Source organism: Massilia sp. BHUDP2, from assembly GCF_046236355.1.
Lineage (GTDB): Bacteria > Pseudomonadota > Gammaproteobacteria > Burkholderiales > Burkholderiaceae_D > Telluria > Telluria varians.
Window position 1 is genome coordinate 2322105 of record NZ_JBJUVW010000001.1, and the last position, 24545, is coordinate 2346649.

General features: G+C 67.0%; 22 protein-coding genes. 9 read left to right on the forward strand and 13 right to left on the reverse strand.

The genetic code is table 11. The features are described from left to right. Positions 1-3 precede the first annotated feature (3 nt). The 6 genes from hcaD to ACK6C6_RS10500 all read left to right on the forward strand — a co-directional run bounded on the left by hcaD (position 4) and on the right by ACK6C6_RS10500 (position 5985). A complete protein-coding gene (hcaD, locus tag ACK6C6_RS10475; protein ID WP_409267241.1) occupies positions 4-1230 on the forward strand; it encodes a 3-phenylpropionate/cinnamic acid dioxygenase ferredoxin--NAD(+) reductase subunit in 1227 nt (408 codons plus the stop codon). 89 nt (positions 1231-1319) lie between these two features. After that, positions 1320-2264: a 3-carboxyethylcatechol 2,3-dioxygenase gene (locus ACK6C6_RS10480; protein WP_409267242.1), complete on the forward strand. Its 945-nt coding sequence runs from the start codon at positions 1320-1322 to the stop codon at positions 2262-2264. Between the two features lie 24 nt (positions 2265-2288). Further along, positions 2289-3077, forward strand: a complete 789-nt coding sequence (locus tag ACK6C6_RS10485) for a 2-keto-4-pentenoate hydratase (protein ID WP_409267243.1) — start codon at positions 2289-2291, stop codon at positions 3075-3077. A 24-nt stretch (positions 3078-3101) separates the two neighbouring features. Next, positions 3102-4046, forward strand: coding sequence for an acetaldehyde dehydrogenase (acetylating) (locus tag ACK6C6_RS10490; RefSeq protein ID WP_409267244.1), 945 nt, complete (start codon positions 3102-3104; stop codon positions 4044-4046). A gap of 13 nt (positions 4047-4059) precedes the next feature. Then, a complete protein-coding gene (gene dmpG / locus ACK6C6_RS10495) occupies positions 4060-5097 on the forward strand; it encodes a 4-hydroxy-2-oxovalerate aldolase (RefSeq protein WP_209586581.1) in 1038 nt (345 codons plus the stop codon). 18 nt (positions 5098-5115) lie between these two features. Further along, positions 5116-5985: an alpha/beta fold hydrolase gene (locus ACK6C6_RS10500; protein WP_209586582.1), complete on the forward strand. Its 870-nt coding sequence runs from the start codon at positions 5116-5118 to the stop codon at positions 5983-5985. A 32-nt stretch (positions 5986-6017) separates the two neighbouring features. On the opposite strand, the gene ACK6C6_RS10505 is transcribed toward ACK6C6_RS10500, so the two are convergent. Both ACK6C6_RS10505 and ACK6C6_RS10510 read right to left on the reverse strand, forming a co-directional pair. Beyond that, entirely contained in the window at positions 6018-7910 is a 1893-nt protein-coding gene (locus tag ACK6C6_RS10505; protein WP_209586583.1) for a CocE/NonD family hydrolase, read from the reverse strand. 136 nt (positions 7911-8046) lie between these two features. After that, positions 8047-9420 (reverse strand): amino acid permease, encoded by a 1374-nt coding sequence (locus tag ACK6C6_RS10510; protein WP_209586584.1) that lies wholly within the window; start codon positions 9418-9420, stop codon positions 8047-8049. Positions 9421-9869: 449 nt separating this feature from the next. Here ACK6C6_RS10510 and ACK6C6_RS10515 point away from each other — a divergent pair, with 449 nt between their 5' ends. Continuing rightward, positions 9870-10526 (forward strand): PEP-CTERM sorting domain-containing protein, encoded by a 657-nt coding sequence (locus ACK6C6_RS10515; protein WP_409267245.1) that lies wholly within the window; start codon positions 9870-9872, stop codon positions 10524-10526. On the opposite strand, the gene ACK6C6_RS10520 is transcribed toward ACK6C6_RS10515, so the two are convergent. The 3 genes from ACK6C6_RS10520 to ACK6C6_RS10530 form a co-directional block, all read right to left on the reverse strand. Beyond that, positions 10523-10888: a hypothetical protein gene (locus ACK6C6_RS10520; protein ID WP_209586586.1), complete on the reverse strand. Its 366-nt coding sequence runs from the start codon at positions 10886-10888 to the stop codon at positions 10523-10525. The genes ACK6C6_RS10515 and ACK6C6_RS10520 overlap by 4 nt on opposite strands. 99 nt (positions 10889-10987) lie before the next feature. Continuing rightward, on the reverse strand, positions 10988-12148 hold the full coding sequence (locus ACK6C6_RS10525; RefSeq protein WP_409267246.1) for a DUF3616 domain-containing protein: 1161 nt from the start codon (positions 12146-12148) through the stop codon (positions 10988-10990). Between the two features lie 92 nt (positions 12149-12240). Beyond that, positions 12241-13128 carry an RNA polymerase sigma-70 factor gene (locus ACK6C6_RS10530; protein WP_409267247.1) on the reverse strand — a complete coding sequence of 296 codons (888 nt, stop codon included), beginning with the start codon at positions 13126-13128 and terminating at the stop codon, positions 12241-12243. Positions 13129-13336: 208 nt separating this feature from the next. On the opposite strand from ACK6C6_RS10530, the gene ACK6C6_RS10535 reads away from it, so the two are divergent. Beyond that, positions 13337-13786 (forward strand): carboxymuconolactone decarboxylase family protein, encoded by a 450-nt coding sequence (locus tag ACK6C6_RS10535; RefSeq protein ID WP_409267320.1) that lies wholly within the window; start codon positions 13337-13339, stop codon positions 13784-13786. 20 nt (positions 13787-13806) lie between these two features. Here the strand turns inward: ACK6C6_RS10535 and ACK6C6_RS10540 are convergent, their stop codons facing one another. From ACK6C6_RS10540 to ACK6C6_RS10550, 3 genes are all read right to left on the reverse strand, one after another. Beyond that, positions 13807-14793 (reverse strand): DMT family transporter, encoded by a 987-nt coding sequence (locus ACK6C6_RS10540; protein WP_409267248.1) that lies wholly within the window; start codon positions 14791-14793, stop codon positions 13807-13809. 78 nt (positions 14794-14871) lie between these two features. Beyond that, the gene (locus ACK6C6_RS10545) at positions 14872-15885 is read right to left on the reverse strand and encodes an amidohydrolase family protein (RefSeq protein ID WP_409267249.1); all 1014 of its coding nucleotides are present in this window, start codon (positions 15883-15885) and stop codon (positions 14872-14874) included. A gap of 194 nt (positions 15886-16079) precedes the next feature. Then, positions 16080-16490: a secondary thiamine-phosphate synthase enzyme YjbQ gene (locus tag ACK6C6_RS10550; protein WP_409267250.1), complete on the reverse strand. Its 411-nt coding sequence runs from the start codon at positions 16488-16490 to the stop codon at positions 16080-16082. A 126-nt stretch (positions 16491-16616) separates the two neighbouring features. Between ACK6C6_RS10550 and ACK6C6_RS10555 the strand changes: the two genes are divergently transcribed. Next, positions 16617-17591 (forward strand): IS1595 family transposase, encoded by a 975-nt coding sequence (locus ACK6C6_RS10555; protein ID WP_409267251.1) that lies wholly within the window; start codon positions 16617-16619, stop codon positions 17589-17591. A gap of 15 nt (positions 17592-17606) precedes the next feature. On the opposite strand, the gene ACK6C6_RS10560 is transcribed toward ACK6C6_RS10555, so the two are convergent. The 5 genes from ACK6C6_RS10560 to hmgA all read right to left on the reverse strand — a co-directional run bounded on the left by ACK6C6_RS10560 (position 17607) and on the right by hmgA (position 24417). Further along, positions 17607-19913 carry a putative bifunctional diguanylate cyclase/phosphodiesterase gene (locus tag ACK6C6_RS10560; RefSeq protein WP_409267252.1) on the reverse strand — a complete coding sequence of 769 codons (2307 nt, stop codon included), beginning with the start codon at positions 19911-19913 and terminating at the stop codon, positions 17607-17609. 125 nt (positions 19914-20038) lie between these two features. Beyond that, positions 20039-20740 carry an MBL fold metallo-hydrolase gene (locus ACK6C6_RS10565; protein ID WP_409267253.1) on the reverse strand — a complete coding sequence of 234 codons (702 nt, stop codon included), beginning with the start codon at positions 20738-20740 and terminating at the stop codon, positions 20039-20041. A 57-nt stretch (positions 20741-20797) separates the two neighbouring features. After that, positions 20798-21604: a redoxin family protein gene (locus ACK6C6_RS10570; RefSeq protein ID WP_409267254.1), complete on the reverse strand. Its 807-nt coding sequence runs from the start codon at positions 21602-21604 to the stop codon at positions 20798-20800. A 57-nt stretch (positions 21605-21661) separates the two neighbouring features. Further along, a complete protein-coding gene (locus ACK6C6_RS10575; protein WP_409267255.1) occupies positions 21662-22990 on the reverse strand; it encodes a hemolysin family protein in 1329 nt (442 codons plus the stop codon). Positions 22991-23109: 119 nt separating this feature from the next. Then, on the reverse strand, positions 23110-24417 hold the full coding sequence (gene hmgA, locus ACK6C6_RS10580) for a homogentisate 1,2-dioxygenase (RefSeq protein ID WP_409267256.1): 1308 nt from the start codon (positions 24415-24417) through the stop codon (positions 23110-23112). Positions 24418-24545: the final 128 nt, after the last annotated feature.

Below are 24545 nucleotides of genomic sequence, written 5' to 3' on the forward strand. Positions count from 1 at the left end.
ACCATGAATCGTCCCGTCCATGTCATCGTCGGCGCCGGCCAGGCCGGCGCCAATGCCGCGGCCGAATTGCGCAGGCAGGGTTTCAGCGGCCGGGTGCTGCTGGTGGGCGACGAGCCCCATGCGCCGTACGAGCGTCCGCCGCTGTCGAAGGACGTGCTGCTGCGCCCGCAGGATACCCGCTGCGCGGTGCACCCGGAAGGCTTCTACGAGGAGCAGGGCATCGAGCTGAAACTGGGCGTGTCCGCGCTCGCGCTCGATCCTCAAGCGCGCGTCCTGCGCCTGGCCGACGGCCAGGACATCGCCTACGACAAGCTGCTGCTGGCGACCGGCGCCCGTGCGCGCCGCCTGCCGCTGCTCGATGCGCTCGGTGCCAACGTGCACACGCTGCGCACCCTCGAGGACGCGCGACGGCTCGGCGCCGAGCTGCGCCCGGGGCGCCGCATCGCGCTGGTCGGCGCCGGCGTGATCGGGCTGGAACTGGCTTCGAGCGCGGTCGAGCTGGGCGCACGGGTCACCGTGGTCGAGCCGACCCGCGCGGCCATGGGGCGCTGCGCGCCGCCGCTCCTGAGCGGCTTCCTGTGCGATGCGCACCGCCGCCGCGGCGTGAATTTTCTGTTTGGCGCCGGTATCGAGGACGCGCGCCGCGAGGACGGCGACATCGTGCTGGAACTGCAGGACGGCGCCCGCATCCTGGCCGACGCCGTGATCTACGGCATCGGCGTCGAGCCCGACATCGCGCTGGCGCAGGGCGCCGGCCTGGACCTGGACGGCGGCGTCGTGGTCGACGCAGCGTGCCGCACCTCGGACCCGCACATCTACGCGGCCGGCGACGTCGCGGTCCGGCGCGGGCAGGCGCGCCGCGAGACCTGGGAGAACGCCCAGAAGCAGGGCATCGCGGCGGCGCGCGCCATGCTCGGCCTGGCGCTTGACGCGGAAGGCGCACCCTGGTTCTGGACCGACCAGTGCGGCTACAACGTCCAGTGCGTGGGCGACATGGCGGCGCCGCGCTGGATCGTGCGCGGCGACCTGGCGGCGCCGCCCTTTGTGCTGTTCGGGCTCGACGGTGAGGGTGCGCTGGCGGGCGCCATCACCGTCAACCTGGGACGCGAGATGCGCAGCGCGCGCGAACTGGTGGACCGGCGCGCCCGGCTGGCGTTGGACGTGCTGCAGGACCCCGGCCAGGCGCTGCGCGCGCTGGCCAGGGCGGTGGGTGAGCCCCAGCCGGCCTGAAGCCCGGCACCCTGAATGGCGACGGTCGCGAGCCGGCCGCCGCCGACCCGATATTGACCGATCCGTCTCATGACGGCTGGAGTTTGAGCATGCCCATCCATCTTGAATGTCTGTCCCATACGCCGCTGCACGGCTACTTCGATCCGGCGCCGGAGGTGCTGGCCGAAGTCGAGCGCGTGCAGGCGGCGGCGCGCGAGCGCGTGCTGGCCTACGACCCGGAACTGGTGGTCGTGTTTTCCCCGGACCACTACAACGGCTTCTTCTACGACATGATGCCGCCGTTCTGCATCGGCGCGGCGGCCGAGTCGATCGGCGACTATCAAAGCCTGGCCGGGCCGCTGGACGTGCCGCGTGCGCTGGCCAGGGAGCTGGCCGAGAGCGTGCTGGCCGCCGACGTCGATTGCGCCTTGTCCTACCGGATGCAGGTCGACCACGGTTGCGCGCAGGCGCTCGACGTGCTGACCGGCGCGCTGGACCGCTACCCGGTGATTCCGGTGTTCATCAACTCGGTGGCGCCGCCGATGGCCAGCCTGCGCCGCGCGCGCCTGCTTGGCGAAGCGATCGGCCGCTTCCTGGCGCGAAGCGGCAAGCGGGTGCTGGTGGTCGGTTCCGGCGGCATCTCGCACGAGCCGCCGGTGCCGGAACTGGCCGGCGCGAACGCGGAACTGGCGGCGCGCCTGATCGACGGGCGCAATCCCACGCCTGAGGCGCGCCGCCAGCGCCAGGAACGCACCGTCGCCGCTGCCCGCGCATTCGCGGCCGGCACCAGCAGCATGCGTCCGCTGAACCCCGAATGGGACCGCGCCTTCCTGGACCGCCTGGCGAACGAACTGCCGGCGGTCGACGGCATGACCGACGCCGCCATCACCCGCGACGGCGGCAAGTCGGCCCATGAGATCCGCACCTGGGTCGCCGCCTTCGGGGCGCTGTCGGCCTGCGGCCCTTACCGCGCATCGCTCGACTTCTATCGCCCGATTCCCGAATGGATCGCGGGTTTCGCGGCCATGCACGCCGTCCCCCTCGCGGCGGCATAAACCGGACAAGCAAAGGAGAAAGCCTTGACCTCCCCACAACGCATCGACACCCTCGCGGCCAGGCTGCGCGAGGCCGAACAACTGCGCCAGCCGGTCGCCCCGGTGCGCGGCGAGATCGCGCCCGGCGACATGGCGCTGGCCTATGCCGTGCAGCAGGCCAACGTGGAAGCGCGCCTGGCTAGAGGCGAGCGCATCGTCGGCCGCAAGATCGGCTTGACCTCGACCGTGGTGCAGCGCCAGCTGGGCGTGGACCGCCCGGACTTCGGCGCGCTGTTCGCCAGCATGGCCTGCGGCGACGGCGAGACCATCTCGCTGGGACGCCTGATCCAGCCGAAGGTCGAAGCCGAGATCGCGCTGGTCCTGGAGCGCGACCTGGTGCGCGAGAAGCACAGCTTCGCCGACATCCTGAGCGCCACCGCTTACGCGCTGGCGGCGATCGAAGTGGTCGACAGCCGCATCCGCGAGTGGGACATCAGCTTCGTCGACACCGTCGCCGACAACGCCTCGAGCGCGCTGTTCGTGCTGGGCTCGCGCCCGGTGCGGCTGGACCAGCTCGACCTGGCCGGCTGCCGGATGACGATGCAGCAGGATGGCGAGAAGGTGTCGCAGGGCGTCGGCGCCGCCTGCCTGGGCAACCCGCTGAACGCGGCGACGTGGCTGGCCGACACGATGGTGAAGCTCGGCACGCCCCTGCGCGCCGGCGACGTGGTACTGACCGGCGCGCTCGGGCCGATGGTGGCGGTGGCCGGGCCGGGCAGCTTCACGGCCCAGATCGACGGGCTGGGCAGCGTGCGCGCGGTGTTCGGCGAGTAAGCAGACAAAACAAGGACTCAAGCGATGAGCAAGAAACTCAAGGCCGCGATCATCGGATCGGGCAACATCGGCACCGACCTGATGATCAAGATCCTGCGCCACGGCCGCCACATCGAGATGGCGGCGATGGTCGGGATCGACCCGAACTCCGACGGGCTGGCGCGCGCGGCGCGCATGGGCGTGGCGGTCACCCACGAAGGCGTGGAAGGCCTCACTCGGATGCCGGCCTTCGCCGACATCGACGTGGTGTTCGACGCCACCTCGGCCTCGGCGCACCTCAAGAACGACGCCGTCCTGCGGCAACTCAAGCCAGGCATCTGCATGGTCGACCTGACGCCGGCGGCGATCGGCCCCTATTGCGTCCCGGTGGTGAACGGCGACGCCCACCTGGATGCTCCCAACGTGAACATGGTCACCTGCGGCGGCCAGGCCACCATCCCGATGGTGGCGGCGGTGGCGCGGGTGGCGCCGGTCGCTTACGGGGAGATCGTCGCCTCGATCTCCAGCCGCTCGGCCGGCCCCGGCACCCGCGCCAACATCGACGAATTCACCGAGACCACCTCGCGCGCGATCGAGCAGGTCGGCGGGGCGCGTAAGGGCAAGGCCATCATCGTGCTCAATCCGGCCGAGCCTCCCTTGATGATGCGCGACACGGTCTATTGCATGACCGCGCTGGACGCCGACCAGGATGCGATCCGCCGCTCGGTGGCCGAGATGGCGGCCGCCGTGCAGCAATACGTGCCAGGCTACCGCCTCAAGCAGGAAGTGCAGTTCGACCGCCTCGAGGAGGGCCCGAACCTGCCGGGCATTGGCCGGATGGCCGGCCTGAAGGTTTCGGTGTTCCTGGAGGTCGAAGGCGCCGCCCACTATCTTCCGGCCTATGCCGGCAACCTCGACATCATGACCAGCGCGGCCCTCAACACGGCCGAACGCATGGCCGAGCGTCGACTTTCCGCAAGCGCGGCTTAAGCGAGGAATGCACATGTTCGACAAGACCAAGAAGATCTACGTCTCCGACGTCACCCTGCGCGACGGCATGCACGCGGTGCGCCACCAGTACAGCCTGGAGCAGGCGGTGGCGATCGCCAGGGCCCTCGATGCGGCCGGGGTCGATTCGATCGAGGTCGCCCACGGCGACGGCCTGCAGGGTGCGAGCTTCAACTACGGCTTCGGCGCCCACACCGACCTGGAATGGATCGCGGCGGTGGCCGCGAACGTCCAGCACGCCAAGGTGGCGACCCTGCTGCTGCCGGGCATCGGCACCATCCACGACCTGAAGAACGCCTACCAGGCCGGCGCGCGCGTGGTACGCGTGGCAACCCACTGCACCGAGGCCGACATCTCCCGGCAGCACATCGAGTACGCCCGCGAACTGGGCATGGACACGGTGGGTTTCCTGATGATGAGCCACATGACCACGCCGCGGGAGCTCGCGCAGCAGGCGAAGAAGATGGAGAGCTACGGCGCCACCACGGTCTACGTGGTCGATTCGGGCGGCGCGATGAACATGTACGACATCGCCGATCGCTTCAAGGCCTTCAAGGACGTACTCAAGCCCGAGACCCAGACCGGCATGCACGCCCACCACAACCTGTCGCTGGGCGTGGCCAATTCGATCGTCGCGCTGGAGCACGGCTGCGACCGGATCGACGCCAGCCTGACCGGCATGGGCGCCGGCGCCGGCAACGCGCCGCTGGAGGTATTCGTGGCTGCGGTCGACCGCATGGGCCTGGCCCACGGCTGCGACGTCAGGAAGCTGATCGACGCAGCCGAGGACGTCGTGCGCCCGCTGCAGGAGCGTCCGGTGCGGGTCGACCGCGAGACCCTGGCGCTCGGCTACGCGGGCGTGTACAGCAGCTTCCTGCGCCATTCGGAAGCGGCGGCGCAGAAGTACGGCCTGCCGGCCTTCGACATCCTGGTCGAACTCGGCAAGCGCCGCATGGTCGGCGGCCAGGAGGACATGATCGTCGACGTGGCGCTCGATCTGCTCAAGCGCCGTACCCAGGAACAGAGTTACTAATACAGAAGGAGACACACGATGAGCAACAGTGCAAGCAGGGTGGATGAAGCATCGACCAGCAAGTTCGTTCGCGTCACGCACGACGGTCAGGAACTGAACATCCACTACAACGACGTCGGCAGCGGTTCTGAAACCGTGGTGATGCTGCACGGCTCAGGGCCGGGTGCGACCGGCTGGGCCAACTTCCACCGCAACATCGAACCCCTGGCGCAGGCCGGCTACCGTGTGATCCTGATGGATTGCCCGGGCTGGGGCAAGAGCGATTCGATCGTGAACACCGGTTCGCGCTCGGAGCTGAACGCCGCCTTCCTGAAGGCGCTGCTCGACGCGTTGGCGCTCGAGCGGGTGCACATCGTCGGCAATTCGATGGGCGGCCATAGCGCGGTGGCCTTCGCGCTGGCCCACCCAGAGCGCGTCGGCAAGCTGATCCTGATGGGCGGCGGCACCGGCGGGCCGAGCCTGTACGCACCAATGCCCACCGAAGGCATCAAGCAGCTCAACGCCGTCTACCGCGAGCCGAGCATCGAGAACCTGAAGCGCCTGATGAACGTGTTCGTGTACGATGCCTCGGCGATCACCGACGAGCTGATGGAGCAGCGCCTGGCCAACATCCTGGCGCGCCGCGACCACCTGGAAAACTTCCTCGCGAGCCTGGCGGCGAACCCGAAACAGTTCACCGACTACGGCCCGCGCCTGGGGGAAATCAAGGCCCGGACCCTCGTGATCTGGGGCCGCGACGACCGCTTCGTGGCCATGGACACCGGACTCAAACTCATCGCCGGCATCCCGAACGCACAGCTGCACGTCTTCAACCGCTGCGGCCACTGGGTCCAGTGGGAACATGCGGATGCGTTCAACCGCATGGTGCTGGACTTCCTGGTCCACTAAGCCGGCGCCGCCACGGGCGACGCCGGGCTGCCTTATTGCACGACCGGCAGCTCGATGTAGCTCTGGTTGGCGGCGTCGTGGTGCACCGCATTATCGGCCACCACCCCGGTCTTCTCGCTTTCGTTCGGCCCGCCGGTATTCAGGTTGCGCACGAATTTCGGGAAGTTGGACGAGGTGACTTCGACGCGGATGCGGTGCCCGGCGCCGAACTGGATCGCGGTGGCGATCGGGCTCGGGCGGATGGTCACGACTTCACCCGGCGTGAGCATCTCAGGCTTGTCGAAACCGTTGCGGTAACGCGCACGGAAGATGGTGTCGCCGATGATCCAGGCGGTGCCGTCCGGCGCCACGTCGACCAGCTTGACGGCGAAATCGGTGTCCCTGGCGTTCGACGAGACCTTCAGCACCGCATCGACGAAACCGGCCACGCTGACGGCTTTCGGCAGCGGGTCGCTGGTGTAGACCAGCACGTCGCTGCGCGCCTCGACCGGACGCTGGTCGAAGGCGCCCGGCACCACGATGCCGCCGTTGCAGCAGTCGCCGCCGCCGATGGTCTGCACCGGATTCATCGGGTCGTAGCGGTAGCGGTCGGCCGCCTCGTTCGCGCCGGGCGCCTGCGGCAGCAGGCGGCCGTCGCCGTACAGCGAGTTCGCGCGGCCGCCTGAGCGCAGGTACAGGCGCATCGGCTTGGCTTTCTCCGGCGGCCAGGTGCCCGCGCTCTGCCAGCGGTTGGCGCCCATCTCGAAATAGCGCACGTGCGGCGTATTCGCGGGGAAGGCCTTGCTGTCGCCCTTCAGCCAGCGGTCGAACCAGCCATAGATGGCGCCGTCGACGTCGAAACTGGTATCGCCCATGTTGCGCTCGCCGATGGTGTTGTTCGGGCCGAGACGGGAGAAGGCGCAGTGCACGTTCGGCGCCACCACCGCGTACTGGTTGGCGCTGGCTTCCTTGTCGGTGCCGGCCGCGGCGGCGTGCTTGAACAGCTCGAGGTTGGGGCCGATCGAGACGTCGTACCAGCTGTTGAACCACAGCGCCGGCACGCCCCAGCCCATACCTTCGTGATACAGGCCGCCTTTTTGCCAGGCCGGGTCGCTTGGCGTGCGCTTGATCAGTTCTTCAAAGGTGCCGGCCGGTTCGCCCAGCGAGCTCAGTAGCTGGTCGACCGGCAGGTGCTTGATCTGCTTGTTCCAGTCGACCTGCGGCTTGGCGGGGTTCAGGTCGTTGTAGGCTTCGATGCGGGCCCGCAGCTTGTCGTCGGCGATGGCGGGCAGCTGGGCGCGCAGCGGATTGTCGACGCCGTACAGCCAGACGAAGAACAGGTTGCGCGGCACGCCGCCGGTGTACCAATTGCCTTGCTCCTGGAAGCGGCCCACCTTGCCGATGCCGGCGCCGGCCGCCATCGGCACCATCGCCGCGTGCGCCGGATGGTTCAGCCCGGCGAGGGCCAGCTGCCACTCGGCCGAGGACGAGCAGCCGAGCGTGCCGACCTTGCCGTTCGACCAGTCCTGCCTGGCGATCCAGCTCAGGGTGTCGTAGCCGTCGTTCTGCGGGTTGCCCAGGATTTCCCAGTTGCCGCCCGAGAAGTAGCGGCCGCGTTCGTTCTGGACGATGAAGGCGTAGCCGCGCTTGACCGATTCGAGCACGTAGCGCTGGGTCGAGCCCTTCAGCTTGCCCTCGTTATAGGGCGTCTTCCACAGGATGGTGGGCAACTTGCCGCTGGCGTTCTTCGGCATGTAGATGTCGGTCGACAGCTTGATGCCGTCGCGCATCGGGACCATCACGCTGAGGCGGGACGTGGCGATCAGCGCCAGTTCCTTGTCCAGGGCTTCCTGGCTGTACTTGCTGTAGTCCTGCGCGGCGACGACCACGTGGGCATCGGCCGCGAACAGGGCGAGTGCGACGAAACTGGCGACAATCTTCTTCAAGCTGACTCCTTCGGGCTCATAAATGGTGAACGACTGGAGTAATACTTTATCAACAGCCCGGCTGTTGAGCTAGCGCAACATGACAAATTGACTCGCCAGTCATGAAATGCGCCTGAGCTGTCGCTTTATCGCGTCTTTACGACACGGAGGCGACCGTGGAGCCGGCCAGGTTACGCTGGCGCAGCCAGTAGCCCAGCGCCAGCAGGGCCAGCCAGGCCGGGATCATCCACACCGACAGCTGCAGGCCCGGCGTCAGGTACATCACCACGATGATGCCGGCCAGGAAGGCCAGGCACAGGTAGTTCGTGAGCGGGAACCAGGGGCTGCGGAAGGCAGTCGCCTGGCCCGCCGCCTGTTTGGCGCGGCGGAAGCGCAGGTGGCTCCAGCACACCATGCCCCAGTTGATGACCAAGGCCGCCACGGCCAGGCCCATCAGCATGCCGAAGGCGTCGCGCGGCAGGAAATAGTTGACGCAGATGCAGATGCCGGTGGCCAGCGCCGACACGCCCAGGGCGGCCAGCGGCACGCCGCGCTTGCTCACCTTGAGCAGGGCGCGCGGCGCGTTGCCCTGTTCGGCCAGGCCGAACAGCATGCGGCTGTTGGCATAGGTGCAGCCGTTGTAGACCGACAGGGCGGCCGTCAGCACCACCAGGTTGAGGATGTTGGCCACCGCATTGCTGTCCAGCGCGGCGAAGATCAGCACGAAGGGGCTGCCCCCGGTGACCACCTTCTGCCACGGGTACAGCATCAAGAGCACGGCCAGCGCGCCGACGTAGAAGATGGCGATGCGCCAGATGGCCTGGTTGATGGCGCGCGGGATGGTGCGGCCCGGGTTGTCGGCTTCGGCCGCGGTGATGCCGATCATTTCCAGGCCGCCGAAGGAGAACATGATGACCGCCATCGACAGCGCCAGGCCGGCAAAGCCATTCGGGAAGAAGCCGCCGTGCTGCCACAGGTTGGCCACGCCGGCCTGGGGGCCGGCCGTGTCGCTGATCAGGAGGTACAGGCCGAACACGATCATGCCGACCACGGCCGCCACCTTGATGATGGAAAACCAGAATTCGAGCTCGCCGAAGGTTTTCACGTTAAGCAGGCTGAGCGAATTGACGAGCACGAAGAAGGCGAGCGCCGAGACCCAGGTCGGGATGTCCGGGAACCAGTACTGGACATAGATGCCGAGCGCGGACAGCTCGGCCATGCTGACGAGGATGTACATCACCCAGTAGTTCCAGCCGGAGACGAAACCGGCCATCGGGCTGCCGTACTTGCTGGCGAAATAGCCGAAGGAACCGGCGACCGGCTCGTCGACGATCATCTCGCCGAGCTGACGCATGATGAGGAAGGCGACCAGGCCGGCGATGGCGTAGCCGAGCAGGGCGGAGGGGCCGGCTTGCTGGATGGTCTGGGCCACGCCCAGGAACAGGCCGGTGCCGATGGCGCCGCCGAGGGCGATCAGCTGGATGTGGCGGTTCTTTAAGCCACGTTTGAGTTCATGCTTGGCGGTGTCCATCGTCGGCCTTCAGCGAAAGTTGCCTTAAAGCCAGCGATTTTACTGCAAGCAGGGCCGCGATGGACGGCGCGCCTCCCGAAAGCCGATGGGCGGCCGCCCGGGCGGATCAGAAGCGGCGGTAGCTGCGGCGTCCCATCGGATAGCGTTGCGCCATCTTGCCGCCGAATTTTTTCCAGAGCAGGCCTGCAATGGCCATCATGATCATCTTGCGCATGGCAATTCTCCAATCAATGAAAGTGGACCGGCCACGGCGTGGCGTGGCGACGGAAACAGCTTAGCAAAAGGACGATTCAGGCGGCGCGAGCCTCAGGCAGCGCGTGTCGACAAATTTGACACGCGCTTGGTGCTCGGAACGCCGAGCCCGTCTACTTGATTGATTTCCAAGCAAACTTTCCTGCAGGCATAAAGATTGCTTGAGAGTCGGTTACAACATTTCATAAGGATGTCCCATGAACCTCACGCCTGGCCTGAAAGTCATCGCCTGCGTCGCCGTGTTTGCGGCGAGCCAATTTGTCGCGTCGAATGCCGCGGCTAGCCTGATCGACTTCGAAGAGGTCGCTGACTGGACCGAGCTCACTCCCTCCGGCATGAGCGCCTCAGGCTACAAGCTAGCCATGGGCGACGGCGGCAATGCCGGTGCTTTTTCCTTCATCGTTGCGGGCACCGACAACAACACAGGGCTGAGCGGGAATGGCAGCACGCGCCTGGTGAACTTCAATGGCGCCAAGGTAACCCTCTCGGCCGCGAACCAGGGGGCGTTCGACCTGTTCAGTTTCGACGGCGGCGAGAGCTGGTTCGGCGACGAGCACTTCTGGGCGGACCGGATCAGCGTGGTCGGGGCCCTGGCAGGCGGCGGCACCGTCACCCAGACCTTCGACCTGGACCTCGTCAAGCATGCTGTCTCGGGCATGCAGACCTTCACCCTGGACGCCAGCTTCCGCAAGCTGCTGTCGGTCACCTTCAGCGGCATCGGCGGCAATCCGGAATTTTCCATCGATAACATTTCGGTGAACGCGGTGCCGGAACCGGCATCGGGCGCACTCCTGCTGCTGGGCGCTGCCGGCATTGGGGCCGTGCGGCGCCGGCGCGCCATGCACAGGGCTTAACCCGGCATCAGGAAAAAGGCGACGACACCTGCCAGGCTCGCGCCGAGCATCATCAGCAAGAAGCCCGACATGCGGGCCAGCGACCCCAGGCGCCCGCCCTGGGGACGGCTGCGCAGCAGGTAGAGGGGAATCCCGATCGGCGCCATCGCCACCACGGCCGTGCTCATCCAGCGTGGGCGCCGGTACAGCCGCGCTTCGCTGTCCAGGCGATACCAGTAGTAGGGCAGGAAGCTCAGCAGGAAGGCCGAGAGCACCATCCACCACATGGGCATGTGGACGTGGGAGGCGGCATACAGGGCGTCGGACATGCCGCAGGCAAACATGAGCGCCAGCAGCGCCCACAGGGTATTCTTGGGAGTCATTGCGTTGATTCAGGAGCGAGGCGGCGAGAATACCACCGGCGACTGGCCGCGAAATTCAACAAAAATCACGGGCGTGCGGAAATATGCACCCTTCATACCCTATTTCGCCGGCTTGCCCCCATGAGGGCGCTCGCGCCGCGGCAGCGTAAACACGTCCGCCACCAGGGTACTGTCGCCGATCTGCCGGCTGGGCGAGGCCGAATCGTGCACCACCAGCAGCGTGTCGCGCCCATCCTTGTCGACCGCGAATAGCGCGATGCCCTCGGGGTGATCGACCCCATGGCCGAAGGGCAGCTCCAGCACCCGTTCGAGCTGGTCCGCCGCCACCACGCATTCCTTGCCAGGCTGGGTTGCGCCGCGCCAGCGGAACAGGGTCACCGGACCGTCCAGGTCCATGGTCGGCCCGGCCAGCACCAGGATGTCCTTGCCGTGCACGCACAGGTCGCGGATACCGAGCCCGCCCAGGTCGAGGAAGTGCTTGCGGTACAGGCGACCATTGTCGTCCACCGGCGCCAGGCGCAAGCGGCCCGGCTGCTCGTCCTCGACGAGCGCCACTTCCACCACCAGCGCCCAGCCGCGCAGCACCGGCCCGCGCAGGCCGAGCAGCAGGTGCTTGCCGGCCACGGCCAGGCCCTCGATGTCGAAACCGTTGTCCTTGCCGGGAATGGACAGGAAGGGACCGAGGTGCTCGTCCTGGCGCAGCAGGGCGGTCAGTTCGTTGCCCTGATGGTCGCCGCGCAGCATCGCGGCAGTGCGCAGCTTGCCTTTGTGGGTGCTTTCCTTCTCCAGGGTGTAGCCGTCGCCGTCCCGGCACACCGGGATGCGCGCCAGCAGGTAGCGGTTGGCATCCAGGCTGACGCTGGCGAGGCGCTTGTGCGCCTTCCTGACGCCGTCGCCGTCCTTCGGCTGCTTGCGCCGCAGGCTGTGCGAGCCGGCCAGCCACAGGTACTTGCCGTCGCAGGCCAGGCCCTCGATGTCGGCCTCGTTGATGTCGTCCTCGGTGTCGCCGTGCGCCGGCAGCGGCAGGTCGAGATAGTCGTGCAGCGCATACTGGCGATGGTCGCGCGTAAAGCTGCTGCGGCCGGTGCTGTCGACCTCGCACACGGTCAGGCGCTCGATGCTGACCGATTCGTCGTTGGCGAGCCAGAGCGAGCTGCCCATGCGCAGGGCCACGGACAGGCCGTCGCGCAGTTCCTTGCCGTAGCAAAGCTCGTCGCGCTCGGGATGGAATTCGAGGAGGACGATGTTGGACGGGTGCATGCGGGCTTCCTGGCGGACGTGTGCGACATTGCCCCGGAAAGATAGCATGGGCCTGAACGGACCGGCGCTCAGCAGTGCGGCGCCGGCCGGTCTCACGGCTCCTGCGGGACGGCTGCCAGCTTGTCCGGATTGCGCATGACGAAGACCGCCACGATCCGTTCTTCATCGACGATGAATGACTGCACGGATTCCAGCTTTCCCCGCACATAACGCAGCACACCCGGCTCGCCATTCACGAGGGCGGTCTTATATGAAACCTGCATGGGAAACTGGTGTTCGAGCGTCCAGAATACGCCCGCGACCCGTCCTGCACCCTTGAGGATATGCATGAAGGACTTGACCTTTCCCCCGCCGTCAGACACCAGCTGCACGTCGTCGGACATCAGGGCACGCATGTCCGCGCGATTTCCCTGCCTTGCGGCTTCAATGAAGCGGCCAAGCAATGCGCGATGTGTATCCTTGGGGACGTCGAAGCGCGGGCGTTCCTGCTGGACGCGCACCGATGCACGATGGACAAGCTGCCGGCAGGCCGGTTCCGATTTCTTGACGACCTCGGCGATCTCGGCATAATCGGCATCGAATACTTGCCTCATCAGGAAAGCCGCTCGCTCTTCGGCGGACAGGCGTTCCAGGACCCACATGAGCGCCACCGAGACGTCGTTGGCCTGCTCGAGCGCACTCTCGGGCGTGTTTTCGTCGAGTTCGACCAGGGGCTCCGGCAGCCACCAGCCGACATAGGCCTCACGATCGACCTTTGCCCTGCGCAGGCGATCGATCGCGAGACGGGTCGTCACGGTCACCAGCCATGCTTCCTGCGACACGATGTGCTCTTTCCGCGCGTCGTGCCAGCGCAGCCATGCATCCTGCACGACGTCCTCGGCGTCCGCGCGGATACCGAGCATACGGTATGCAATCGAAAACAGGCGCGGGCGAAGCGCGTTGAATATTGTTTGCGTATGTGTGCTTGCGCCATCGGTCATAGCATCCTCGCGTCCTTTTCACTCGGGCGTGCGGGTATCGGGAATCGACACCTCTTTGCTCCTAGACGAACTGGATTCGCTCCTTGTGACAGGCTCCGGGATTTTTTTGTGAACCGGCATGGCCTGTCACGAACGGGCCATGGCAGCCGTCTTACCGGCAAGGATGACGCATATCGGCGTCGTCGACATCACACAAGGAGAAGATCTCATGAAACGCCCAAACTGGTTCCAGGTGTCCGCGGAAGGCGCGAAGGCCGTCGGCGCACTTCACCATTACGTCACGACCGGCACGGCGCTGCCGCCGGATCTCATCCACCTGGTATTCCTGAGGGCCTCGCAACTGAACGGCTGTGCCCACTGCATCGATATCCATACCCGCGACCTCATCAAGACCGGCATGACGATCGACAAGATCGTGCTGGTGCCGGTGTGGGAGGAGGCGCAATATCTGTTCTCCGATCGGGAGCGGGCCGCGCTGGCATGGACGGAAGAGGTAACGCGTGTGAGCGAAACCCATGCTTCCGACGATGCGTATTGCGCGGCGCTCTCCGTATTTGGAGAAAAGGATCTCGTCGACCTGACACTCGTGATTGCGGCCATGAATGCGATTAACCGGATGGGAATCAGCTTCCGGATGAAACCGCTTGCGAAAGCGTGATGCCAGCTCGCTGCGGCGGTCTAGCCTTTAGGCTGGCGGGGAGCCGGCCGCCCAGTCGGCGCACCCCGCGTCACCAGCAGCACGCCGCCGCACACCAGCACCAGCGCAGCAAGATTGGTCCAGGTCAGGACGTCCTCGTCCAGCCAGATGCCGGACAGGGCGGCGCCGAACAGGGGCACCAGGAAGGCGAACATGCTCACCAGCCCGACCGGATTGTGCTTGAGCAGCAGGCTCCACAGGGTGAAGGCGACCGCCGACAGCGCGGCAAGGTAGAGCAGCAGGAGGCTTGAGGCCAGGTCAAGCCGCCCCAGGCTGCCGCCCGTCGCGTAGCCTGCCGCCAGCAGGACCAGCCCGCCGATCGCCAGCTGCCAGGCCGTCATCGTCATCGCATCCATGCGCTGCGAGACGCGCTTGCCATAGATCGATGCGGCCGACAGCACGAAGGCGGCAAGCACGATGAAGCCTTCGCCCTGCAGGCTGAGGCCGCTGCCCAGCAGGCTGGCGTCGGCATTCACGGCCAGCACGCCGGCCAGACCCAGCGCGCAACCGACGGCCTTGCGCGCCGACAGGCGATCGTCCTTATAGAGGAAGTGCGCCAGCAGGACGCTGAAGAAGGTGGTGGTGGCGTTCAGGATCGAGGCCCGCACGCCGGTGGTGTAGGCCAGTCCGATGTAGAAGAACACATACTGCAGGCTGGTCTGGGCTATTCCCAGCAGGAAGACCTGGCGCAACTGGCCACGGGGTGGGACCGGAAACTTCTTTTGCAGCAGCCAGGCGGCCAGCGCCACGCCGATCCCGGCCAGCAGGAAGCGGTAACCCGCGTAGACCAGCTTGGACGGAATGTCCTGCTGCGTAATGCCCAGCAGGGCATAACCGGTCTTGATGGCCGGGTAGGAGCTGCCCCACAACAGGCAGCACAGCGTTGCCAGCGCGACGACGACCAGGGGACGGGCAAAGAACGGGGTTTCGGGCTGCGCTGCGCGGCCGATGGATGAAGCGGGGAACATGCGATGATCGGTCCTGTCTGAATGTCATCGGACATCATACAACATATGGCTGCGCCATGTTGGAAGGACGACAAGCGATCAGCGCAGGTAGGCTGCCACGTTTCCCGCGATTCGTTTGCGTTCTGCCTCGGTGAGCGGCAGCGCGCGGAAGGCCGCCCAGGCTTCGCGCGGCTTCATGTTGGTGGGCGTGGCCGCATCCGAGCCGTACAGGATCTTGTCGACCCCTACCTGGCGGATGCGCTCGACCATCTCGCGCGCATGCACCTGGCTCATGTCGGGCGTGGCAATCGAGGCCACGTCGAAGTACAGGTTGCGGGTATTGGGGTCCTTGCGCGCGGCCGCCTCGGCGAACACGCGCATCACCTCGTTGGCCGGTGGATCCTCGTAGCCGGGACCGGTGCCCGCGAAGTGCGCCACCTGCACCATGGTGTGCGTGGCCTCGGGCATGAGCTGCTCGAGGAAGGCGCGCGCCTGCGCTTCGCCATAGGGGCGCTCCAGCGAAATCGAAGCGCGCATGTGGACCGCGATCGCCATGCGATGCCGGTTGGCGGCGCGGAACACTTCCTTCAGTCGCGCGACGTGCTCGGGCTTGTCCAGCTGGACGTCGGAATTCCCGAAGTGCATCTTGATCCCGGTGCGCAGCTGCGGGTGCGCCGCGCAGCGCTCCAGTTCGGCCAGCGCATAGTCCTTGAGCGGATTGAAGCCGCAGAAGGCGCGCAGGCGATCCGGATACCTTGCCACCTGGGCGGCGGTCCAGTCGTTCTCCGCCTTCACCCTGGCGTATTCGTCCTCGACCACGCGCGAGGGTCGGCCGTAGATATAGGCCGTCGACAGCACGGCGGCGCGGCGGATGCCGGCTTCGTCCAGCAGGGCGATCAGTTCGGTCACCGGGATCTCGCGCAGCGCGTCGGGTCCCGGTTTCGGGGCGATGAAGGCGATGATGCCGGGGCTGAACAGGTGCTGGTGGTGGTCGGCGGCGGCGACGATCGCGGCTGGCGCGGCCGGGGCTGTCGCTTGACCCGCGAACGCGAGCGCAGGCAGGGCGAGCAGCAGGGCGGCGCCCAGGCGCAGCTTGGCGAACAGGAGCGGCATGGCGAGACCTCTGGCTGGAGAACGAGCCTCCAGACTAGCCGCGGCGGATCGCGCTGTCCACGGAAAATGGATACATATGGTCCGGAAATCTATGGCCGTTCTCCCTGCGCCTTCGCGGGTGCAGCGTCACGGCCTGCATGCAGTGTAGACAATCGACCGGTCCGGGTCTTCCCCCACGGCTGGGGGAAATCCCCTCAGACGACGGTGACCACGACCCGCCGGCGGTGCGGCGCGCTGCGGTGCTCGTACAGGTAGATGCCTTGCCAGGTGCCGAGCAGCAGGCGGCCGCCACCGACCGGCACGCTCAGGCCGGAACCCGTCAGCATGTTGCGCACATGGGCCGCCATGTCGTCCGGTCCTTCGGCATCGTGGCGGTAGGCCGGATCGCCGTCGGGGGCGAGCCGTTTCAATACGGTTTCGAGGTCGCGCCGCACGTCGGGGTCGGCATTCTCGGTGATGAGGAGCGAGCAGCTGGTGTGCTGCACGAAAACATGGGCCAGGCCGCATTGCACTTTTGAAGCGCGTACCACCTCGGCCACCGCCTCGGTGATGTCGCGGGTGCCGCGCCCTGGGGTAGGGATGTCGAGGATGCTCTGGTGCGCCACGCTGTGCTCCGGTTCTGGTCCGGGGCACAGCTTAGCAGAACGCGCTGTCAACCTTAACTATGGATGAGCGCGGAACTGCCGAGCTGCTCCATGGTCGAACGCCTGTCATAACAGACGGGAACGACCATGCACGCACCGCATTTCAAGAAGTGGTTTGCCAAACTCCCTGCACTGAACCTTTCCCAGCGCCTGCAAACGCTGGCGGCCCTGCATCCCGCTGCCGGGCTGGACCGGGTGATCGCCCTCATCAGCCAGATTGGCGGGGCGTCGCGCCGCTGCCCCAGTTGCGCCTGCGAACGTTACTACCGGCATGGACAAGCGAACGGCTTGCAGCGCTACCGCTGCCGCGCCTGTAGCCGCACCTATAACGACCTGAGCGGCACGCCGCTGGCGCGGCTCCGGCTGCGTGTAAAGTGGCTTGATTACCTGGGGACCGTGCTCGACTCGAAGTCGGTGCGCGCAGCCGCCAGCGAGGTCGGCGTGCACCGCAATACCGCTTTCCGCTGGCGCCACCGCTTCCTGGAGCGCCCCAGGCATGCCCAGCCGACACGTCTGGGCGGCATTGTCGAAGCTGACGAGATGTTCATGCTGGAATCGCAGAAAGGCGCGCGCAAGCTGGACCGACCGGCACGCCGGCGTGGCGGCCGCGCCAGCAAGCGCGGCATTTCACGCGAGCTCGACTGCATTCTGGTCGCGCGCGACCGCAGCGGCCAGACCTTCGATGCCGTGGTCGGCCGTGGCGCGTTGACGGAGGCGCAGCTGGAGCGCCACCTGCTGCCCAGGCTCGACCGGCAGGTGCTGCTGGTCAGCGACGCCCATGCGGCGTACCGCAGTTTCGCCCGCAAGCATGGCATTGCGCACCAGGCAGTGAACCTGCGTGCGGGAGTCCGGGTACGCCGCGGCCTTGCCGATGCCATTCATGTGCAAAATGTGAATGCCTACCACCAGCGCTTCCGGCAATGGTTGAGCCGCTTCCGCGGGGTCGCGTCGCGCTACCTGCCGAACTACCTGGGCTGGCGTCGGGCGCTCGATGGTGGACGGATCACGACGGTGGAGCAATTGCTGCGCGTCGCAATCAGACACATCCATAGCCAGCGCTGACAGCGCTTAGCAGAATCAGGCGGCGCCGCGTGCGGATCCCAGACCGTCCAGCACGGCGAGCAGGTCGTCGAGCGGCGCCGGGCGCGAGAACAGGTAGCCCTGCATCAGCGGACTGCCGTTCCCGCTGAGGTAATCGGCCTGTTGCGCGGTCTCGATGCCCTCGGCCACCACGCGCAGGCCGAGGTGCTCGGCCATCGCCAGGATCGACTGCACGATCGCGGTGCCGTTGACGTCGTTCGGGGTGTCGCGGATGAAGCTCTTGTCGATCTTGAGTTCGTAGAGCGGCATGCGCTTGAGATAGGCCAGGTTCGAATAGCCGGTGCCGAAGTCGTCGACCGAGAAGCGGATGCCCAGGGCCGCCAGTTCGTGCATGCGGGCGATGGTCTGGTCCAGGTCCGATACCAGGAGGCCCTCGGTGACTTCGAAGATCAGCTGGCCGGCCGGCGCGCCGGTCTCCTCGAGCACCCGGGCGACCGTCTCCACGAAGTCCGGCTGGCGGAACTGCGCCGGACTGACGTTGATCGAGAGCGGCAGCGGATGGCCGGCCGCGCTAAGTCGCAGCCAGGCTTCGCAGGCCTGGCGCAGCACCCAGGTCCCCAGCGGCACGATCAGGCCGGTGGTTTCCGCGATCGGGATGAACACGTCCGGCGGCACCAGGATGCCGTCGGCGCGGCGCCAGCGCATCAGGAGCTCGGCGCCAACCGGCTGCTGTTCGCGGTCGACCTGCAACTGCAGGTGCATGGCCAGCTCGCCCCGCTCGAGGGCATTGGCGAGGTCGCGCTCGAGCGTGAGTTTTTGCTCGGCCTCGGCCAGCATGGTGGTCTCAAACAGGGCGACGCCGTTGCGGCCGCTCGCCTTGGCCTGGTACATCGCGGTGTCCGCTTCGCGCAGCAGGTCGTGGGCGGTCTGGCCGGCGCGCAGCGGCAGGGCCACGCCGATGCTGCCCGTCGAGCGGTACACGTGCTCGTCGATCGTGACTTCCTCGCCCAGTGCGGCCAGCACCTTGTGCGCCACCTTGAGCGCGGCGGCAGCGGCCGTGTCGGGGTCGTCGCCCAGGTCGTTCAGCAGGATGACGAATTCGTCGCCGCCCAGGCGCGCCACGGTGTCGCGCGCACGCACGGTCGCGACCAGGCGCCCGGCCGCGCTGCGCAGCAGGGCGTCGCCGGTGGCGTGGCCGCGGGCGTCGTTGACGTACTTGAAATTGTCGAGGTCGATGAACAGCACGGCGCCGAGCGCGCCGCCGGCATTGCGGGCGTCCACCAGGGCGTCGAGACGTTCGGTGAACAGGCGCCGGTTGGGCAGGCCGGTCAGGACGTCGTAGAAAGCCAGGTGATGGATCGCCTTGGCCGAGTTGCGGCGCTCGGTGATGTCGCGCCCGACCACCACCCAGTGGGTGCTGCGTCCACCGTCGCTGGCGAAGGGCACCATTTCCATCTCGGCCCAGAAGGGCTCGCCGGCCTTGGTGTAGAGCAGCAGTTCGGCCTTGACCGCTTCGCCCCGCGCGACCGCGCGCAGGACGCGATCCACCTCGTCGGGATCGGTGTCCTGACCGTGCAGCAGGCGCATGCTGTGGCCGATGATCTCGTCGCGCCGGTAGCCGGTGCGGCGCTCGAAGGCTTCGTTGGCGGAGATGATCGGTTGCTGCGCACCCGGCGTGTCGATGGCGTGGGCGATCAGCACCATGTCGTTCAGGCGCGCCACCGCGGCCGAGGTCAGGCGCAGTTCGGCGTTCAGCTCGTGCAGCTTGTCCTGCTTGGACTCCAGGGTTTCGGCGAAGCCGTGCACTTCGCCGAGCGTGTCGGCCAGGCCCTTGACCAGGGCGCCGCAGGTCATCGTGATCAGGGCGCCGACGCACAGGTAGTTGAGGGTGACGATCAGCGAGGACAGCAGTTCATCGTGGCCGAGGCCGGCGACGTAGAGCTTGGCGTGGCCGGAGAGGCCCAGGCCCAGGATGGTGAGGGCGCTCACGACCAGCGCCCCGAGGGCCTGGTGGGTGCCGAGCAGGACCACGGCCAGTACCGGCGGCGCCATCAGGAAGATCTGGCTGACCGCGCCGACGCCGAGCATCAGGCCGACGCCGACCAGGAACAGCATCGCCAGGAAGTTCAGGACGCGCAGCGTGTAGGGCAGGCGGTCGAACCACCAGATCGCGAAGATCCAGGCCAGGGCCACCGCGTCCATCGCGGCGATCTGCCAGAGGCCATCGACCATGGCCAGGATCGCGCTGGGGACGGCGGCCACCACGCCGAGCAGCAGGACCGCCGACATCAGGGTCGAGAAAATGCGCGCGCGCCACTGGGCCAGGTCGTCAAACTGTTTCATGCATCAGCCTTCGCGCACCGCCGAGTGAGTTTCTTTAAGTGCAATCAAATTTCTATGGATGCAAGATTATACCCGGAACTGACGAATTCGCTTGTTGCTTGTTGGGAAAATGCAGCAGGCTTCGCTCAGACGCTGTGCGCCAGGCCCAGGTTGCGGTTGGCGGGCACCGCCACATCCATCAATTTCGGGCGCGGCAGGTCGAGCGCGGCCATCAGCGCCACGAATTCCTCGCGCGAGCGGCCGGCCAGGCGCGCATTGTGACGCTTTTCCCAGCCGATGGTGGACACCGACTGTCCTTTATAGTCGTGGCCGGGCCAGACGCGGGTGGCCTCGTCCAGCGCGAACAGCTTGCGGGTGACGCTGTCGTACAGGGCGGACGCAGAGCCGCCCTGGAAGTCGGTGCGCCCGCAGCCGTCCACCAGCAGGGTGTCGCCGGTGAACAGGTTGCCGCGCCACAGGTAGCACATGCTGCCCGCGGTGTGGCCGGGAGTGTGGATGACGGCGATGTGCTCGCGCCCGCCGAAGGCAATCAGGTCGCCGTCCTGCAGCTGCACTTCGGCCGGCGGGATGCCGCAGCCGCTGGGCACGCAGGCCTTGGCGCCGGTCAGGGCGCGCAGCTTGCCGGCCGAGGTGACGTGGTCGGCATGGGCGTGGGTCTCGAGCACGTGGGTCAGCCTCAAGCCGAGGCGCTCGATGTGCGCGAGGTCGCGCTGCCAGTGGCGGTCGACCGGGTCGATGATGACCGCTTCAAGGCTGCCAGGTGCGGACAGGATGTAGGTGTAGGTCGAGGATTCGGCGTCGAACAGCTGGATCGGGTTCACTTGCATGGGCTCTCCTTGGTGCGGCGTGAGTTGTACCACAGGATTGCTCGCGGGGGAAGGCGGCTAGCGCTCCAGCGCCCCCAGCTTCTCCCTCAGGCTTGCCTCCGACAGCTCTCCCACATGACGGAAGCGCAGCCTGCCTTGCGCGTCATAGAACAGGGTGGTCGGAAAACCCACCGCCCCGGTACGGGCGCCCAGCTGGCCGGCCGGGTCGATCACCACGTTCTCCATGCGCAGGCCCTGCGCCGTCAGGAAAGCCTGGACCGTGCTTGCGGACTCGCGCTGGTTGACGAAGACGAAGCCGACGTCCGGGCGCTTGCGCTGCATCGCCGCCAAGGCCGGCATCTCGCGCCGGCAGGGCGGGCACCAGGTGGCCCACAGGTTCACGACCAGCGGCTTGCCCTGGTAGGCGCGCAGCGGCACCTCGCTGCCGTCGAGCCGGCGCACGCTGAGCTCGGGCATGGGCGCATGCGGCGGGGCGAAAGCCGGCAGCAGCAGGCTGCCGCCCATCCAGAGCGCGATCCCGGCCAGGCTCGATACCAGCAGGGGGCGGCGCAGGCCTGGGGCGCGCCGGGTCAGCTCGGCGCCCACCACGCAGGCGACCACCAGTCCCGCGGTGGCGTCGAAGCCGCCGTCGCGGAAGTCCAGCGCGGCCCAGGGTGTATCGAGGAACAGGTCGTGGTGGCGCAGCACGAACACGGCGCGCGCGGCGACGAAGCCGGCGAGCAGCATCTTCCACAGGATCGGGCCGGGATCGAGCGCGCGGCGGCGCCGGAACCACTCGGCCAGCAGGTTGGCCAGCAGGATGCCGCCCACGACCAGCAGCACGCCCGTGGGCAGGACAAGGGGGCCTAGTGTGACAACATCCATCGCGCGCTTTCCCTGGTTGAGATAGCGCGACGATACCGCACCAGTCTTAGCAGAAGATTAATCCCGTTCCGGCTCCGGATCGACCGGCACGTAGCGCGAGATCATGATGCGGTCGATGCGGTTGCCGTCCATGTCCATGACCTCGAAGCGGAAGCCTTCGTGATCGACGATTTCGGCCGGCTTCGGGATGTAGCCGAGCTGGTAGAGCAGGAAGCCGGCCAGGGTGTGGTAGGCGCCTTCGTCCTCGCCGGGGAACTCGAGGGTGGTCTCGAGCAGGTCGCGGAAGCGGTCCAGCGAGATGCCGCCGTCCACCAGCCAGCTGCCGTCCGGGCGCCGCACGGCGTCGGCGTCGTGCTCCTCGCCGGCCACGGTGACGTCGCCCACCAGGGCGCTCATCACGTCGCTGAGCGTGACCATGCCCTGGATGTCGCCGTACTCGTCGACGATCAGGGCCAGTTCGGCGCGGTTCTTCTTGAACATCTCGAGCAGGGCCATGGCGCTCACGGTCTCGGGCACGTACAGCAGTTCCTGCACCGCGCCGTCGAGATCGACCGCGTCGAGCGAACCGATGCGCACTGCCTGCGCGAACAGGTCGCGCGCCATCACGTAGCCGAGGATATGCGAGCGGTCGCCGCGGCAGACGGGGTAGCGGCTGTAGGGATTGGTGGCAATGGCCTCGAGGTTCTGCTGGCGGTCGTCCTCGAGGTCGAGGATCACCAGGTCGACGCGCGGCGTCATCAGGGACTTCAGGTGCTGGTCGTCCAGGCGCAGGGCGCGCTGCACGATGTCGTATTCGGTCTTTTCGAAAACGCCGGTGTCGGCGCCTTCCTTGATGCTGCCGATGATGTCTTCCTCGGTCGGCGCTTCCTCCTTGGCTGCGCGGATGCCCAGCACGCGGACGATGGCATTGGTGGCCAGGGACAGGAACTTCACGAAAGGCGACATGATCACCGAGAGCGTGCGCAGCGGCTGCGAGATCAGGGTGGCCACCGTTTCCGGGAAGGCCATGGCGATGCGCTTGGGGACCAGCTCCCCGAAGATGATCGAGGCGACAGTGATCGCGATCACGACCACGGCGAGCGCGACTTCGCGCGCATAGGGGCCGATCACCGGCAGCGTCGCCAGTTCGGGCGTGAGGTGGCTGACCAGCGAGGCCTCGCCGAAGGCACCGTTGAAAATGCCGATCAGGGTGATCCCGACCTGCACGGTCGAGAGGAAGTGACTGGGGTCGTCGGCCAGCTTGAGGGCGGCGCGCGCCCCGCGGTTTCCTTCTTCGGCGCGCCGTTCCAGGCGCATGCGCTTGGCCGAGACCAGTGCCAACTCGCTCATGGCGAACACTCCGTTCATCAGGATGAGGAAGGAGATGATCAATATGTCGGTTAACACTGGCGCGGGGCCTCCGTCGGACTATCCGGGCCGCGACCGGTCACGCGCGAAAATGGCGTACGCCACATCATCGCATGCCGGAAGGAGTTTCCGCCACACGAATTGCCAACTTGGCATCGTTACGGAGCCGAGCGGAAATGCTTGACGATGCCCGCCCAGCACTGCTGGTAGTCCGGCTGCAGCTGGGGCGAGGACAGCGCGTACGGGGTCGGCACGATCACGTGGCGGGTCTCGAACATGAAGGCCATCGTGTCCGCTACCTTGTGCGGCTTGGCGGTATCCGCGCTGCTGGCCTTGTCGAAGGTCGCGGCGTCCGGTCCGTGCCCGCTCATGCAGTTGTGCAGGCTGGCGCCGCCCGGCACGAAGCCTTCGGCCTTGGCGTCGTAGGCGCCGTGGATCAGGCCCATGAACTCGCTGGCCACGTTGCGGTGGAACCAGGGCGGGCGGAAGCTGTCTTCGGCGACCAGCCAGCGCGGCGGGAAGATCACGAAGTCCAGCGTATCCACGCCCGGGGTGTCGCTGGGCGCCTGCAGCACCAGGAAGATCGACGGGTCCGGATGATCGTAGCTGATCGAGCCGATGGTGTTGAAGTGGCGCAGGTCATACTTATAGGGGGCGTAGTTGCCATGCCAGGCGACCACGTCGAGCGGCGAGTGGCCGATCTGGGCGCGCCACAGGCCGCCGCAGAACTTCGCCACCAGCTCGAAGTCGCCTTCCAGGTCCTCGTAGCGGGCGATCGGCGTGAGGAAGTCGCGCGGGTTGGCCAGGCCGTTCGAGCCGATCGGGCCCATGTCGGGCAGCTGCAGGAGGGCGCCGAAGTTCTCGCAGATGTAGCCGCGCGCCTGTCCGTCCGGCAGGCTGACGCAAAAGCGCACCCCGCGCGGGATCACGGCGATCTCCTGCGGTTCCACCGCCAGGAGACCGAGCTCGGTGGCGATCGCCAGCCGTCCCGCCTGCGGCACCACCAGCAATTCGCCGTCGGCGCTGTAGAAGTAGCGGCCGTCCATGTCCTTGTTGGCGGCGTACAGGTGGATCGCGCAGCCGCTCATGGCTTCGGGCGAGCCGTTGCCGGCCATGGTGACCCAGCCGTCGATGAAGTCGGTGGGCGCGTCGGGCATCGGCAGGGGGCTCCAGCGCAGCTGGTTGGGGGGCGCCGGGGTGTCGAAGCGCGAGACGATGCGGCCGGCGTCGATCGGGGTGAAGCTGCCGTGCACGGCGGCCGGGCGGATCCGGTACAGCCAGGAACGGCGATTGTGGCTGCGCGGGGCGGTGAAGGCGGTGCCCGAGATCTGTTCGGCATACAGGCCGTAGGCCACGCGCTGCGGCGAGTTGCGGTGCAGGGGCAGGGCGCCGGGCAGGGCTTCGGTGGCGAATTCGTTGCCGAATCCGCTCATGTATCCGCTCATGGTGGCGGTGGACTCGCTCATGCTCACTCTCATGGTGGTTATTTGCCGCCACTGTAGAAGAATCCCGCATGTTTTACGAGATGAATAGAAAAATGTAGACTATTCACCATCTAAATACTACTGGTCGCGCGGCTACGGCACGCCCACAA

Coding starts and splice junctions, on each gene's coding strand:
- ACK6C6_RS10570 (WP_409267254.1), bottom strand. CDS start 21,604: ATGGATGTTGTCACACTAGGCCCCCTTGTCCTGCCCACGGGCGTGCTG.
- ACK6C6_RS10545 (WP_409267249.1), bottom strand. CDS start 15,885: ATGCCGCTCCTGTTCGCCAAGCTGCGCCTGGGCGCCGCCCTGCTGCTC.
- ACK6C6_RS10540 (WP_409267248.1), bottom strand. CDS start 14,793: ATGTTCCCCGCTTCATCCATCGGCCGCGCAGCGCAGCCCGAAACCCCG.
- ACK6C6_RS10525 (WP_409267246.1), bottom strand. CDS start 12,148: ATGCACCCGTCCAACATCGTCCTCCTCGAATTCCATCCCGAGCGCGAC.
- ACK6C6_RS10520 (WP_209586586.1), bottom strand. CDS start 10,888: ATGACTCCCAAGAATACCCTGTGGGCGCTGCTGGCGCTCATGTTTGCC.
- ACK6C6_RS10490 (WP_409267244.1), top strand. CDS start 3,102: ATGAGCAAGAAACTCAAGGCCGCGATCATCGGATCGGGCAACATCGGC.
- ACK6C6_RS10565 (WP_409267253.1), bottom strand. CDS start 20,740: ATGCAAGTGAACCCGATCCAGCTGTTCGACGCCGAATCCTCGACCTAC.
- ACK6C6_RS10535 (WP_409267320.1), top strand. CDS start 13,337: ATGAAACGCCCAAACTGGTTCCAGGTGTCCGCGGAAGGCGCGAAGGCC.
- ACK6C6_RS10560 (WP_409267252.1), bottom strand. CDS start 19,913: ATGAAACAGTTTGACGACCTGGCCCAGTGGCGCGCGCGCATTTTCTCG.
- ACK6C6_RS10500 (WP_209586582.1), top strand. CDS start 5,116: ATGAGCAACAGTGCAAGCAGGGTGGATGAAGCATCGACCAGCAAGTTC.
- ACK6C6_RS10480 (WP_409267242.1), top strand. CDS start 1,320: ATGCCCATCCATCTTGAATGTCTGTCCCATACGCCGCTGCACGGCTAC.
- ACK6C6_RS10555 (WP_409267251.1), top strand. CDS start 16,617: ATGCACGCACCGCATTTCAAGAAGTGGTTTGCCAAACTCCCTGCACTG.
- dmpG (WP_209586581.1), top strand. CDS start 4,060: ATGTTCGACAAGACCAAGAAGATCTACGTCTCCGACGTCACCCTGCGC.
- ACK6C6_RS10530 (WP_409267247.1), bottom strand. CDS start 13,128: ATGACCGATGGCGCAAGCACACATACGCAAACAATATTCAACGCGCTT.
- hmgA (WP_409267256.1), bottom strand. CDS start 24,417: ATGAGCGAGTCCACCGCCACCATGAGCGGATACATGAGCGGATTCGGC.
- hcaD (WP_409267241.1), top strand. CDS start 4: ATGAATCGTCCCGTCCATGTCATCGTCGGCGCCGGCCAGGCCGGCGCC.
- ACK6C6_RS10515 (WP_409267245.1), top strand. CDS start 9,870: ATGAACCTCACGCCTGGCCTGAAAGTCATCGCCTGCGTCGCCGTGTTT.
- ACK6C6_RS10510 (WP_209586584.1), bottom strand. CDS start 9,420: ATGGACACCGCCAAGCATGAACTCAAACGTGGCTTAAAGAACCGCCAC.